Raw genomic sequence first — 13,615 nt, forward strand, 5'->3', positions numbered from 1 at the left:
AAGCTCCGGAAAACCCATAATACCTGGTTCCCCGGAGCTTACATATACGCTTATTCAACTATCCATCGGATGATTAGGTCGTTGTCGGTGGAGTACTACCGGAGTTGCCCGAATTGTTATCATCCTCTGGCTTTTGCAGATTAGGGATATCATTCGGTTGATCCGTTGTATTCTTAGGCTCGTCATCCTTACCTTGAATACGTACACGGACGTCTCCAATGTTGTCGATCACAGGCTCACCATTTTCCGGTGTTCCTTCTCCCTCAGTCGTGCCACCATCCAAAGAACCTGTCTCGATCAAACGTTTGATTTGTTCAAGTTCCAAGGTTTCTTCTACCAGCAAGGTTTGAGCAATCAAATGAACCTCTTTGGAATACTTGGTCAGGAGTTCTCTAGCACGCTCATAAGATTCAGTGATGAAGCGATTCATCTCCTGGTCAATCTGATAAGCGATCTGATCACTGTAGTTCTGCTCATGACCGATATCGCGTCCAAGGAATACTTGGCCTTGTGAAGTACCGAACTGCATTGGACCAAGCTTCTCACTCATACCATATTCTACGATCATGCTGCGTGCAATGCTTGTCGCTTGCTGGAAGTCGCTATAGGCTCCCGTTCCGATCTCACCAATGAACAGTTCCTCGGATACGCGTCCACCCAACAATCCAGTGATTTTGTCCAGCAATTCCTGCTTGGTAGTCAGCATGCGGTCTTCCTTCGGAAGCATGATGACATATCCGCCTGCACGTCCACGTGGAATAATCGTTACCTTGTGAACCATGTCGGCATTTTCCAAGAAGAAACCAATAATCGTATGGCCTGCTTCATGATAAGCAACAATTCGTTTTTCGCGGTCACTGATTACGCGGCTGCGTTTTTCTGTACCTACGATAACACGGTCGATAGCTTCATCTACTTCTCGCATCGAAATATCTCTGCGGTTACGACGAGCCGCCAACAAGGCAGCTTCGTTCAACAGATTTTCCAGATCAGCGCCCGTAAAGCCTGTTGTACGTTTCGCAATTACGTCCAGTTTAACATCCTTCGTTAATGGCTTGTTGCGAGCATGTACATACAATACTGCTTCACGGCCTTTAACATCTGGACGGTCAACCGTAATTTGACGGTCAAAACGTCCTGGACGAAGCAACGCCGGGTCTAAAATATCCGGACGGTTTGTAGCCGCTACGATGATGATACCTTCGTTTGCGCCAAATCCATCCATCTCTACGAGCAATTGGTTGAGCGTCTGCTCACGTTCATCATGTCCGCCACCCAATCCGGCACCACGTTGACGTCCAACGGCATCAATCTCATCAATGAAAATGATACAAGGTGCGTTCTTCTTCGCGTTCTCGAACAAATCACGAACACGGGAAGCACCGACCCCGACAAACATTTCTACAAAATCAGAACCCGAGATGCTGAAAAACGGCACTCCGGCCTCGCCTGCAACAGCTCTCGCCAAGAGTGTTTTACCCGTACCTGGAGGGCCCACTAACAGGACACCTTTTGGAATACGAGCGCCCACAGCTGCAAACTTGCGTGGGTCCTTCAAGAATTCTACGACTTCGACAAGCTCCTGCTTCTCTTCGTCAGCCCCTGCCACGTCCTCGAACGTAACCTTCTTCTTCTCTTCGTTATACAGACGGGCTTTGCTCTTGCCGAAGTTCATAACTTTGCCGCCACCGCCCTGTGCCTGATTAAACAGGAAGAAGAACAACAGGAACATGATCACCAAAGGAATGATAGAAGTCAAAAACGTCAGCCAAATGCTTTCGCCTTCCATTTTCTTCTGCACGTATTCAAACCCGTTCGTTTCGCTGGCATTCACCAGTTCACTTAGTGCTTGATCCGTTGGTGGAACATATACGGAAAAATTGGTCGATTTAGCATTAGCCGGCTGCTTCTTATATGCACCGGTTACAAGATAGGCGTAACCGTCAAATTGGACCGTTACTTTAGAGATGTTATTAGCTTTAACCTCTTGCCGTAATTGGTCATATCTAGGGAGATCGGAGGCTTCGTTACTGTTGCTAACAAACTGAACGATACCCACCACAACTAAAAAAAGAATCAAATAAAAACCAGAATTCCGGATGAACCGATTCATCCCCTACCTCCTCTCGAGACACTTAAGTTATTTTACCATAGCCTGTAAGTCCTTCTCAACAAAGGGCCTTATTTAGTCCTAGGACTGGAGGCTGAGATTAGCTGGTGTAGATTTCCGGCTTTAAAATCCCTATGTATGGGAGGTTCCGGTAGTGCTCGGCATAGTCCAGACCGTAGCCGACAACAAACGCATCTGGAAGCGTAAATCCAGTATAATCTGCTTCAAGATTAACTGTCCGGCGTGCAGGCTTGTCGAACAAGGTTACGACACATACCGAATTGGCATTACGGTTCTTAAGCAATTCAATCAAATGCGTCAGCGTCAGGCCGCTGTCGATAATATCTTCGACAATCAGAACGTCGCGTCCTTCCACAGATGCGTCCAAATCTTTAATGATTTTGATGATACCTGAGGATTTTGTGGATGCTCCATAACTTGATACAGCCATGAAATCAAGCTCCAACGGCACTGTAATGGATTTAACCAAATCAGCCATAAAGATAAACGCACCTTTCAGCACGCAAATCACCAATGGATTTTTCCCTTCATATTTTACGCTGAGCTGTGCACCCAATTCCTTAATTTTACTCTGAATTTCTTCTTCGCTGATCAATATTTCCTGAATATCATTCTGCAACGGTGTAAACCTCCTAAGTTTATACTATGAAAGCCGTTCCTGCGCAATTACCGGTGCCCCGGACTCTCTCGTCTTTGCCATGACATATATATAACCGAAGACGTGTGCTTTTGCACCGCGGCATGTACAGAACGTCGTACGCCCGGAATCCAGAGAATAGCCCCAGAGTGGTCGCAGACGATGGGAATAACGGAACGCATTGAAGGAGGTATTTTTTCATCAATAAAAATATCTTTAACCTTTTTTCTTCCGTTTAATCCCATTACATACATGGTATCTCCAGGTAATCGCGAGCGTACAGTCAAAGGCAGACTCAATTGATCTGCGTCAAACCACGCTTCCTCCTTATTCGCCGGATGGTCCGCATCCGAATAGGAAGCCCTTCGCCACCGAAGTATACCACCTGCCTCAGGCAACTCTAGCTCACCGGAAATAGGCAATACACTTAGTCCATAGCACCATTCGCCCATAACGACTTGCGTACGGTCAAACAAAACCGCCTGGTCATATTCGCGGACTCCAACCGCACCGCCTCCCAAATCCAAACTCCATGTAGACGATGCCTCTTGGAGAAGTCTTAGTCGAACGGTCTCAATTTTACGAAAATCAAAATTTTCACTGTCCGAAGGCAGATAATTTAATATTAGTTTAATCAACCTCCGTTGTAAAGCAACGGATAGCTTACGGTATGAAGCGATGGGAAACATGTACCTGCCATTATCCAAGCGCACCATTTTCTCGTATGCCGACAGTGTGGATGCCTCCATAAAGTCATTTTCGTCAGCCATCGTTTCGGCCAGCCGGTTTAGGGACGGTGTCAGTCGCTCATTATATTGCCCCAAAAAAGGAAGCACATCCATGCGAATGGCGTTACGACGGTATTTGGAAGATGAATTAGTGCTGTCTATCACATAGGAAAGACCATAAAAGTTACAAAACTCAATCAGGTCAGCCTTGTACATACGTAGCAGCGGGCGAATGAGTTGCACATTTTTTTCCCTGCGCGCCAAACGCATACCCACCAAACCTGCTGGGCCGCTACCACGCAGCAAGTGCAAGAGAACCGTTTCGGCTTGATCGTCGCCGTGGTGGGCCATTGCAATATGCTGTGCTTCCCACTTTGTAGCCATATCATGTAAAAAGCTGTAGCGCAGCTCGCGGGCTGCTTCCTGTGGTCCCTTCCCGCTCTCCTTCATATAAGCGGGTACATCCACCCGAGTCATTTCAAATGGAAGTTCAAGCTTTCGGGCAATATTGCGTACCTCTTCAGCCTCCGCATCTGATTCCTCTGGTCTGAAGCCATGATGAACGTGAGCGCAGACGAGTTGTAAAGGCATATGTATAACGGATATTTCATGTAAAATGTGCAAAAGGGCCACCGAATCCGGCCCACCGGATACAGCAACCACAATGCGGTCTCCGGGGCTCCACAGTGAATGATCTCGCGCCAAGGCGAGCACTTCCTGTACAACACCGGTCGGTTTTGTTGTTCCCATTCACGACCCTCTTTTCTCCCGACCGTAAAAATGATGATCATCTGTTATCTTATGTAAGTCATGCTGCTACCTTAACGCAATCCAGAGCGCTCCGGCAAGCAGCAAAAGCGATACCGTAAAAGCATATCCCAGCCAGCGTGGGTTCCCTCTTTTGACCGACGATTGCCTGACATGTGCGGAAGCCAAACGTGACCAAGATCGGGCCGCTGCACGAGTATCGGAATATTCTCCACGCACTGCACCCAGTAGCCATTCGGCATAGGGGCGTAATACACGGCTGCGGCGAATGATGACCGTCAATTCTGCCGTATTACGCAACTGTGGCAGCCTGCTCGCAGCCGCCTTTAACGATTCGCTCTCCAATATATGAATCGTTAGAAGAGCGAAAGCAAATAGGTCATACTGGGAATCGGCATTTCGGCTGCCAGCATTCCAGAATCCCCTGTCATACCATTCTGTAAATTGTTTAACACTCCGACCAGCAAGAGATACCCCACCGTAGTCAATTAATTCAGCCTCTCCATAGGCATTGACCAAAATATTCTGCGGCTTCAGGTCGCCAAACACCCATCCTGCCTGATGGAGATCCGCCAGACGATTCAGTATACCGGTTCCAGCCACACCATACCATTCCGGCCCTTTGGCCGCCACAAAACGATGAAGCGGATCACCCTTAACATATCGCATAACATAAAAGGGGATTTCTCCGCTGCGTAACACTACATCATCCACCTCAAACAAAAAGGAAGGATTTCCATTTCGCTGAAGGGCGGCCTGAGTCCCCTGAGACTGCAATGTGGTTAGCACATTAATCTCTGATTGCAGATCAAGCGTGTTCTTCCCCATTTTCAGAGCAAATTGCCGATCGGCCTGTGCTTCTTTTACCAAATATACAGTTCCGTTCGCTCCCCGGCCCAGCAAGCGCTGGATGACATAGCTGCTCCGCTTCCACTTGCCCTTGATGACCGTTCCGGGTGCAAGAACGGGATCAGACGACGTAGTCACCGAGCATCCCTTCTCCTTTGCCATAGGATTCTTCCAGATCTTTCTGTTCTCCTAGTGTAACATATCGGTAATAATCAATCACTTGTAAAATGGCAGGACCTGTCGGTGTTGCCCCTTTCATCCGCAAGCGTCCAAATATCGATTTGATCTGGTTAAGCTCAGAGGTCCAACCGATATCCATGACTGCGTCTTCTCCCATTTTTCCGCCCGGAAAATGAAATACAGATATACGGCTGTGTCCACTTCTGGACTGTAAACTGAGCAGCAAATCACGAATGCTGTCCTCTACAGCAGGTAGCTTGGGCTTCATGCTCGCACTTGCATCAATGAGCAAAGCAATCTCCAGGGTGCTTGTTTCTGTCAGCTCATCCATCACCTCAACTACTTGGGCTCGTTTGGCCGGAGGAAGTTCGCCGATATGTTTAGCGCCACCCTCACCCAGAATGTGCGTTAACTCTCTATTAACCGCCTGCTGAATGGTTTGAACCACCGTCTTGCGCGTCATCATCTGCATGGTCTGCGCCAACTGTTTCGTCCCTACGATTTGGCTAAACCCTCCCCCTGCTTTAGCAATTTCTTGAATCTCCGCACTGCCAAGCTCGCCAATAGTTCCATAATCTATGACTCCGGCGACGTTCACTGTAATACCTTCCCGTAAAGCTTGGGCAGCCGCTATGACTGGACTAACACCTACATTCGAGCATCCGTCTGTAATGATCAAAATTTGCTTCATCGTTTTTTGACCTCCGCTTCCTCTTAATCTATCCCGATAGATTCTATCTTTGCCTAATCCGGAACGATTCAAACGAAGGATGCGGATTTTTAAAAACGAATAAGGAATTTCCCGGGCAATGTCGGATTAGCTCACCGTCCGTGGACGTTCCAACCACCTCATGCCAGGTACATGGAGAGTTGCCCACTCTGGGCGGAAGTGATCTATTTTACTAACGACTACTGTCATATCATCATAGATTTGATTTTGTTGGTATCGAATAACCCTTTCTAGTAAACAGTCGGCCAACTGCTGTGGATCTTCGCTTTCAATTTCCTGAATCATGCGTTTCATCCATATTTCCTTATTAACCGCATAACCCGGTGAGTCGTATATACCGTCTGTAATCATAATGAGAATATCACCCGGCTGGAGCTGCAGTGATACCAGATCAATTTCAATATCCTGTATAATGCCAATCGGCAAGTTGCTGGCAGATACAGGAATGACCTCCTCCCCTCTTTTAATAAAACTCGGCGTAGACCCAATCTTCATAAAGGTTGTCTGGGCCGTGTACTGATCAATCAGCGCCATATCGACCGTAGCATACATTTCCTCAGGTGATCGCAGCATCAGGACAGAGTTAACCGACTTGATCGCCAATTTTTCGTCCATACCCGATTGCAGTAATTCCTCCAAAATGTTAAGTGCTGCACTGCTCTCTTGCTGCGCGCGCTCTCCGTTCCCCATACCATCGCTTAAAGAGACTGCAAAAGTCCCGTTCCCTAGCTCCATCATGCTGTAGCTGTCTCCTGAGAAAAAATCGCCTCCTTTGGCGGCACTAGCTACTCCTGTAGCAATCTCATACGTTTTAGCAGAGCCGAACATGACTGTAGCCAAGCCTTGGCGGCGATCTGCCTCCGTTTCGCGCATCACAGCTATATGCTCGTCCAGTATGTCCGACAGAAGTGGAGCAATGATTTTCCGACATTCATCAAATCCCCTTGTATAGGCATGGACAATCTCAATTTCTACCTGACCTGCATCCAGGTTAATGATCTCAATGGATTGAATGGACAAGCCCAGTCTATCAAGAGCCTCCCGTATTTGCTCCTCCTGCCGATGCATGGTCTGCCCTTCCCGCTGAATTTCTCGCGCTAAATCCTCCATGATTTGTGATACACCCGATAGTTGGTCAGCAACAAGCTGACGACTATCGTATACTTGGCGCTTCCACTGCATATTATGTTGGTAGAGGCTATACTGCTGCTTCATCACTTGCAGGACAGCGCCCGTTTTAGCACATGCCTTGCTCCATTGCGGCGGTATCTGATCTGGTTCCAAATCCGGGTTATCCTCAATGGCGCTCATCATTTCCGTCATATACTGATGAGTTTGCATAAACTTGCCGTCCCAGCACTGCTCACACTTGAAGCAGGAGGCACATGTCCCTTCCGCCACCGCATTCATAAAGTGTTCGATTTCACCCTCCGACTTCGTACTCTCACTCGCAGATATCTGATGAAAGCTGCGGGATAGCTGACTGAATACACGGGAAAACTTCGTTACCCGCTCTGCGGTGAGATCGCGGACCCTTTTGGCATACTCATGCTGAGATTTGGCGTGGTCCTGCGTACCGGGAACATAGGTAGAAACCGCTTTAAAGAAACTTTTTGGGGTCATTAAGAATAATAGAATTGCCGCACAGCTCTCCCAGGTTGACGTCAGCACGTCTCCGGTCCCGTCCAAATAGATCGTCAGAATTGAGGAGCCTAGCAGCATCCCAAGCGCAACAGCACCTTTTTTCCCTTCACGCAGCATTCCTGCCAGCAAACCTGCAAAAGCGAGTAAACTCATCTGCACAATTGCAGACATATTGGCCAAGCTTAAAATTAAGCCAGTAATTACACCGACCGATGCACCGAGCGAAGCACCTCCCACCAAAGCAAACACCAAGACCAAATATCGCGACAGTACATGATCGACAGACAATGAATGAACAGTCCATCCTACTGCTCCCGTCATCACAGAGGCTAATAAAATAATAAGACATAAAATTTCCTCATTCTTGAGCTGGCTTGTCTTCTTGCGGTACGTAAACAACGGTATGGCCTGCGTGAACACCAGCGTAAGCATAAAGCTGAGAACCGCATCCGTTCCCACAATGATAAGTTCATACCATGTAAAAGTTGGAGCCATCACGGCGTTAAATAAATTGACCATAAACACAGACAAGAAAACCATAAGCGGGGCATAGGATAATTCCAGACGGTCGAAGGTTCGTAGCCCGCGATAGAGGAGATAAAATACCAGTAGCTCGCCACCAATCATAAATAACGATGGGTAAGGAGCTAACAGGCTGCCTAACACAACTGATACAGCTACAGGCAGCATCAGATCACGCCGAAGAAACGTTATGACCGCAAAATAAGCGAGGGCAAAGGGAGAAAGCTCGTCCAAAATAGTGGCGCGTCCCAGTAGAACTCCCATAGCTGACAATAGCAGCATCCATCTTTGCGCCGTTACCCATTGCACCACTTTATGTGATTCCAGCCGTTTCTTGAGTCTGGAAGACCAACCTTCCGTACGCTCTTTGGATTTGGACTTTCTAGATTTTAACCCCGGAAAATGTACCACGTTCCATTTCTCCATCATGCGTCAGGCACCCCATTCATCAATTTGATGTTCCCATCTTAAACCGGAACGATTGAGAAAGTTTGTCAGAACCTCACGTCTTATTCCAAGAAATTTCCGACAAAAAAACGTTCTGCGCGAAAGGACAGAGCACCACTCTGAACATCAAGCTACGCCCGTATGGAAGCTGATGGAAGAAGCGTCCCGCTCCTCCTTGCATGACCTCTCGATGTCGTCCATCCCGATGCCCAGACTAGCGATTTGCACAGAAGATAGACGGAAAACCGTTGGAGTTTGTCGGACGATTATGTCCTCACGACAAAAAAAACATCCACTTTTCAGCATCGTAGCTCTTATCTTCTTCGTCGAAATTGCGAATCTCATAAATGCCCGTACAACTAACCACTGGATTCAGCGCCGACAGCCGCTGCTTATCGCATCTGTTGTCGGTAGAACGCAAAAAAACCGTAGCAGTCTCTCGACTGTACGGTTTTCCGTGTATGATTGATACGGTTGTCAAAGTGAATTAAACACGCTTCGCGCCGCGTCCTCCGCGTTTACCTTCGGTGTTCTTTTTCAGCGACGAAATGCGTTCCTCACTATCTTTCAGGAAGCGTGACATTTTATCCTCAAATGAAGGTTTACCCGGTGCAGGCTTGAAAGAACGGCCTCCACGATCGCGGTTGAAACCACCGCCACCACCACCGCGTCCTTGACTTGGACCTGAACCTCCACCGCCGAAACGGTCGCCTCCGCCTGGTCCTCCTGTACGCTCCGGTCTTGGAGCTCTTGGGGGACGGGCTTCACTTGCCGGCTTGTCAATCGTTTGCTTAATGGAAAGTCCGATTTTGCCATCTTTGTCAACATTAATGACTTTCACCGTCACAACATCATTAATCTTCAGGTGGTCGTTAACATCCTTAACATAGTTATCGGCGATTTCCGAGATGTGAACGAGACCCGTGACACCTCCAGACAAATCCACAAATGCTCCAAAATGCGTGATGCCTGTCACTTTGCCCTCTAACTTGGTGCCCACTTCAATTGCCATAGAATAAAATGATCCTCCCTTAAAATATACAACCGATTTTTTTGCAAAAAAATCCCGCTGTGGTGATTTGATTATACAAAATGGCGGAACCAAGGTCAACTAAGCATTGGCCCGATAATGTTCCTATTTCTGATCTCCGATGATTGGCGTCTCTTCCGGTTTGTAAAGACCGTACTTGCTTCTGGCAATCTCGCCAATGTACTCAGGGTCCTTGAGACGATTCACTTCGGTTTGAAGCTGTTGTTCCGTTTGTGTAGCAGCTTGCTTCTGCTTTTCCTTCTGGGTGAGCTGTTCACTTCGATCGGCCATAATCATGCCTTGAGAAAAAAAGGTAAAAATTGCCCAACTACCAAAGGCGGCAAGCGATAGCAACCAAATCATGATTCGCCTGCGCCCGCCCGCGTTGGACTTGGACGTAGAAGATGAATGGCGATCTACAGACGAATTACGCATGATACTACCTCCTTCCAAACCATCTTTTCGCTGTGTTTTTCAGTCTGATACCCAGCTTCACAAGCAACAATGGAGTCTTCCAGCGCGCTTTAAGCGGACCGATCAGCCAAAGGATCGGCTTCCAAACCGGCATCAGGATGTATATCAGCATCCTTCCCAGGAACACAATAAGTGCCCATGTCCATCCGACCAGCTTGCGTAACAGCCGATACAGCGCTAACACCGGAAGAACAATCAGGATGCGCAGTATGCTGTTCACGATCAACGTCAGTCTGCGAACTATCTCTAATAACATTACCACAAAACGTTGGGTTGTAACACTAAAGGCCCAAAAATAGAGCCAAACCCCCAAAAGTAGTCCTAAAAAGACATAAAACCGCAGCTCACCGCGATTGCTCGCGTATAGCACACGGAAAATAAACAAAGCCGAGGCCACCCAGTACAGCACGTCCAACATATGAACGCTCCAGCGGGCAAAATGAAAGCGGATGGACAGCACCCGGTAGCTGTCAAACACCACTCCCATGGCTATGCCCGACAACAGCATCCACGTCAACGTCAGCCATTGCGTGTAAGGATTCATTTGAAGATCTTGCCGAATAGGCTTTTTCCGTTTTTGGCCGGGGCCCCGGGCTCCAGGTAGACGAGGGAAGTAATCAGACCTTCAATGGACAACAGCCCCTCTTCTAGACTGAGGTTTTTGATATGTAAATGTTGTCCGCGAATGGTGAGATGGCCCAGCTCGGTCTGAAGCAAAAATTCTTCACTGTCAAAGCTCTCCACATTGCTGACGCCTGAAATATCGAGCTGCTTGCGGCTTTGCATGCGCAGATCATGGTGCTTGGACTTCCCTTGTTCAATCATGGCATGTACCCCTCCTTCTGTTCTTAGCTTATGAAGGAGGCCGTATGATTTAGAACCGCTTTTGCTGTTAATCAGCATATGATGGACGAAACCTCGTCTTCTAAAGAAAAAAAGCACTCCTTCATAAAATAATGAAGGAATGCTTTCATGTACAGTTATGAGAAAATCAGATGTCTCTTACCAGTTCAAACCATTATCCCTGGCAATAGGCTCTTCCTTTACCAAAGTGTACATACTTGCAGCCTCGTCCTTGCGTGTAGTGTCGGCGAGCCGTTCCACTCGCACGGTCACCAGCTTCTGGCCAAACTGGACGGTAATTTCATCGCCTACTTTGACCGCACTGCTCGGCTTGGCTTCGCGTCCGTTCACCAGTACTCTCCCTTGTTCGGAGACGTCCTTGGCAACCGTACGCCGCTTAATCAGCCGCGAGACTTTCAAGAATTTATCAAGACGCATTAGTTAACGGCTTCTTTAAGCTTATTACCGGCTTTAAAAGCAGGAACGGTTGATTCTGGAATTTCAATCGTGTTGCCGGTTTGTGGATTGCGGCCTGTACGGCTGGAACGCTTGCGTGTTTCGAAAGTACCAAAGCCGATCAGTTGCACTTTGTCGCCGCTAGCGAGTGCATCTGTAATTTCACCAAGAACGCCATTCAATACAGCTTCAACGTCACGTTTGCTCAAACCGCTTTTGCTGGAAATATTGTTGATCAGATCTGTCTTGTTCATAAGATAAAAGCCTCCCAAATGTCAAAAAATAATCATCACGTTGCATGTCCATTTATGGAGCAGACGTGAGGTCCAACTGTGGCCGAAGCCCTCCTGAATGTCACTGTAACACGCTTAACTATAAGCTACAGTTATTTTCAGAATTACTACAAGTTATTCTGGCTTGTCCGTAAAAATCCTGCAATGACAGGCGTTTTTTTATTCGACCCCAGTTAAGCCAACATCCTACTACAAAACTCTGCCCATTGGCAAGTCTTCTCCAACTAGGCCTTCTTTCAACCCTGCATATGTCTCATTTTAATGGTCTGTACAGCCAAAAGCGAATATGTGGAATCACGCTTTGCCAAGGAGCTTTTTCGCTTCCTGCCAGTAAGTCTCCATTTCATCTACGCTGCTTTCTTCGGGACGACGCCCTTGCTCGCGTAATTTCTGCTCAATATACTGAAAACGGTCAACAAATTTGCGATTGGTAGCAGACAATGCCTCTTCCGGGTCTACTCCCATGAAGCGGGCTGCATTCACTGCAACAAATAACACATCGCCTAACTCCAGCAGCTGGGCTTCCACGGCATGCCCTTCACGAACCGCTTCCTTCAGCTCAGCCACTTCTTCGTCCAATTTATCGAATACGCCCTCAATGCTATCCCAGTTAAAGCCTACTTTAGCTGCTTTCTTCTGGAGCTTGTACGATTTCATAAGAGCAGGCAGATCACGTGGAACCCCATCCAGCACAGAAGGGTCTGCTGCCGTCGTGCCTTTAAGCCGTTTTTCCTCAGCCTTCATCTGCTCCCAGTTTTGCAGTGCCTCTTCCGCATCATTCGCTTGATTGTCACCAAATACATGTGGATGTCGGAAAATAAGCTTATCATTCAGCCCCTGGATTACATCATACACATTGAAGGTTCCGACTTCCTCTTCCATTTGGGCATGCAGCAAAATTTGCAACAACAGATCGCCCAGCTCTTCCTTCATATGCTCAGGGTCGTCCTCATCTATCGTTTCGATGACTTCATACGTTTCTTCGATCAGATTTTTGCGGATCGACTGATGTGTCTGTTCACGATCCCATGGACAGCCTTCCGGACTGCGTAAAATATCGACAATCTCGTGTAAACGGTCAAAAGAACGCCGTTTCAGCGCCTCATCTTCACTGCGAGGTATGTATACCAAGGATAGATTTCCGTAGCCCTCTACTCGATCCAGCTCGTACAGCGGCACCTTGTGCACCGCTTCCTCACCTTCCACCCCAAGAGCGTGACCGACGTACACCTCATAATCGTCAGGATACCGCTCCATCAGGCACAGCTTTACATCAGATGCTGTGAAGGTGTCATACACCTGTCCGATCAGCGTATGCAACTGAGGCTGGAGCCAGCTGGCATCCAGTGTACCTGCGTCTAACAGCTGGAAACCCTCAATCGGATCAAAACGAAGACGCACAAAAGCTTCATCCAGAAAACTTTCGCCACCCAGAATGTTCAGTTCAATCCCTTGCGCAGGACAACGCTCCTTAAGCAACTGCACCGCTGCTTCCGCCACCATCGGGTGACCGGGAACCGCATAGACGATTTCGCTTCCGTCTGCCGCCTTAGCAGCCATCGTAATCAATTGGCTGGTAATTTCCTCGTATACCTCTGGAAAAGACTCCTTTGTCTCATATACCTCGTCAAACGACTCAAAAGCCACTTCAAACTCATTCAGCACTTGAACCGCAGGATGCTCCTTGGTCCGCAGATACAGCGCTGAAGCGCCCCGCATTTTGTTCAATATCCCTATCGTAAGCTGATCCGGATCCCCCGAACCCAAACCTACGACCGTTAATGTTACGCTCATATTCAATCCTCCGTTTCGCAGAAACAAGGTTCATGCTCGAAAAAATATACGGCCTAACCCCGCTTCCGCTTCCTTTGCTTTGGGATTTA

Annotated in this window: 13 protein-coding genes; all 13 read right to left on the reverse strand. The window is 47.9% G+C overall.

Annotation, left to right across the window (positions count from 1 at the left end):
* Nucleotides 1-73: 73 nt before the first annotated feature.
* The gene (gene ftsH, locus ACQW03_RS10895; RefSeq protein WP_441949665.1) at nt 74-2,113 is read right to left on the reverse strand and encodes an ATP-dependent zinc metalloprotease FtsH; all 2,040 of its coding nucleotides are present in this window, start codon (nt 2,111-2,113) and stop codon (nt 74-76) included.
* A gap of 97 nt (nt 2,114-2,210) precedes the next feature.
* A complete protein-coding gene (hpt, locus tag ACQW03_RS10900) occupies nt 2,211-2,750 on the reverse strand; it encodes a hypoxanthine phosphoribosyltransferase (protein WP_023986447.1) in 540 nt (179 codons plus the stop codon).
* Nucleotides 2,751-2,797: 47 nt separating this feature from the next.
* On the reverse strand, nt 2,798-4,246 hold the full coding sequence (tilS, locus tag ACQW03_RS10905; protein ID WP_441949668.1) for a tRNA lysidine(34) synthetase TilS: 1,449 nt from the start codon (nt 4,244-4,246) through the stop codon (nt 2,798-2,800).
* 66 nt (nt 4,247-4,312) lie between these two features.
* The gene (locus tag ACQW03_RS10910; RefSeq protein ID WP_023986445.1) at nt 4,313-5,251 is read right to left on the reverse strand and encodes a protein kinase domain-containing protein; all 939 of its coding nucleotides are present in this window, start codon (nt 5,249-5,251) and stop codon (nt 4,313-4,315) included.
* The gene (locus tag ACQW03_RS10915) at nt 5,235-5,984 is read right to left on the reverse strand and encodes a hypothetical protein (protein WP_441949670.1); all 750 of its coding nucleotides are present in this window, start codon (nt 5,982-5,984) and stop codon (nt 5,235-5,237) included. Before ACQW03_RS10915 ends, ACQW03_RS10910 begins: the two co-directional genes overlap by 17 nt.
* Before the next feature lie 126 nt (nt 5,985-6,110).
* Nucleotides 6,111-8,618: a stage II sporulation protein E gene (gene spoIIE / locus ACQW03_RS10920; RefSeq protein ID WP_441949672.1), complete on the reverse strand. Its 2,508-nt coding sequence runs from the start codon at nt 8,616-8,618 to the stop codon at nt 6,111-6,113.
* Nucleotides 8,619-9,123: 505 nt separating this feature from the next.
* Nucleotides 9,124-9,648 carry a S1 domain-containing RNA-binding protein gene (locus ACQW03_RS10925; protein WP_014279051.1) on the reverse strand — a complete coding sequence of 175 codons (525 nt, stop codon included), beginning with the start codon at nt 9,646-9,648 and terminating at the stop codon, nt 9,124-9,126.
* A 123-nt stretch (nt 9,649-9,771) separates the two neighbouring features.
* The gene (locus tag ACQW03_RS10930; protein WP_013308137.1) at nt 9,772-10,101 is read right to left on the reverse strand and encodes an FtsB family cell division protein; all 330 of its coding nucleotides are present in this window, start codon (nt 10,099-10,101) and stop codon (nt 9,772-9,774) included.
* Nucleotides 10,102-10,105: 4 nt separating this feature from the next.
* Nucleotides 10,106-10,684: a spore cortex biosynthesis protein YabQ gene (gene yabQ, locus ACQW03_RS10935; protein WP_220030530.1), complete on the reverse strand. Its 579-nt coding sequence runs from the start codon at nt 10,682-10,684 to the stop codon at nt 10,106-10,108.
* The gene (yabP, locus tag ACQW03_RS10940) at nt 10,681-10,965 is read right to left on the reverse strand and encodes a sporulation protein YabP (RefSeq protein WP_025721693.1); all 285 of its coding nucleotides are present in this window, start codon (nt 10,963-10,965) and stop codon (nt 10,681-10,683) included. Before yabP ends, yabQ begins: the two co-directional genes overlap by 4 nt.
* Nucleotides 10,966-11,142: 177 nt before the next feature.
* Nucleotides 11,143-11,421: an RNA-binding S4 domain-containing protein gene (locus ACQW03_RS10945; RefSeq protein WP_016818913.1), complete on the reverse strand. Its 279-nt coding sequence runs from the start codon at nt 11,419-11,421 to the stop codon at nt 11,143-11,145.
* Nucleotides 11,421-11,693, reverse strand: coding sequence for an HU family DNA-binding protein (locus ACQW03_RS10950; protein WP_007428028.1), 273 nt, complete (start codon nt 11,691-11,693; stop codon nt 11,421-11,423). Before ACQW03_RS10950 ends, ACQW03_RS10945 begins: the two co-directional genes overlap by 1 nt.
* Nucleotides 11,694-12,026: 333 nt before the next feature.
* A complete protein-coding gene (gene mazG, locus ACQW03_RS10955; protein WP_441949676.1) occupies nt 12,027-13,526 on the reverse strand; it encodes a nucleoside triphosphate pyrophosphohydrolase in 1,500 nt (499 codons plus the stop codon).
* Nucleotides 13,527-13,615: the final 89 nt, after the last annotated feature.

The sequence above is a fragment of the Paenibacillus sp. DRB1-1 genome (assembly GCF_052119485.1).
Lineage (GTDB): Bacteria > Bacillota > Bacilli > Paenibacillales > Paenibacillaceae > Paenibacillus > Paenibacillus polymyxa_B.

Coding starts and splice junctions, on each gene's coding strand:
- ftsH (WP_441949665.1), bottom strand. CDS start 2,113: ATGAATCGGTTCATCCGGAATTCTGGTTTTTATTTGATTCTTTTTTTA.
- tilS (WP_441949668.1), bottom strand. CDS start 4,246: ATGGGAACAACAAAACCGACCGGTGTTGTACAGGAAGTGCTCGCCTTG.
- ACQW03_RS10915 (WP_441949670.1), bottom strand. CDS start 5,984: ATGAAGCAAATTTTGATCATTACAGACGGATGCTCGAATGTAGGTGTT.
- spoIIE (WP_441949672.1), bottom strand. CDS start 8,618: ATGATGGAGAAATGGAACGTGGTACATTTTCCGGGGTTAAAATCTAGA.
- ACQW03_RS10925 (WP_014279051.1), bottom strand. CDS start 9,648: ATGGCAATTGAAGTGGGCACCAAGTTAGAGGGCAAAGTGACAGGCATC.
- ACQW03_RS10930 (WP_013308137.1), bottom strand. CDS start 10,101: ATGCGTAATTCGTCTGTAGATCGCCATTCATCTTCTACGTCCAAGTCC.
- yabQ (WP_220030530.1), bottom strand. CDS start 10,684: ATGAATCCTTACACGCAATGGCTGACGTTGACGTGGATGCTGTTGTCG.
- yabP (WP_025721693.1), bottom strand. CDS start 10,965: ATGATTGAACAAGGGAAGTCCAAGCACCATGATCTGCGCATGCAAAGC.
- ACQW03_RS10945 (WP_016818913.1), bottom strand. CDS start 11,421: ATGCGTCTTGATAAATTCTTGAAAGTCTCGCGGCTGATTAAGCGGCGT.
- ACQW03_RS10950 (WP_007428028.1), bottom strand. CDS start 11,693: ATGAACAAGACAGATCTGATCAACAATATTTCCAGCAAAAGCGGTTTG.
- mazG (WP_441949676.1), bottom strand. CDS start 13,526: ATGAGCGTAACATTAACGGTCGTAGGTTTGGGTTCGGGGGATCCGGAT.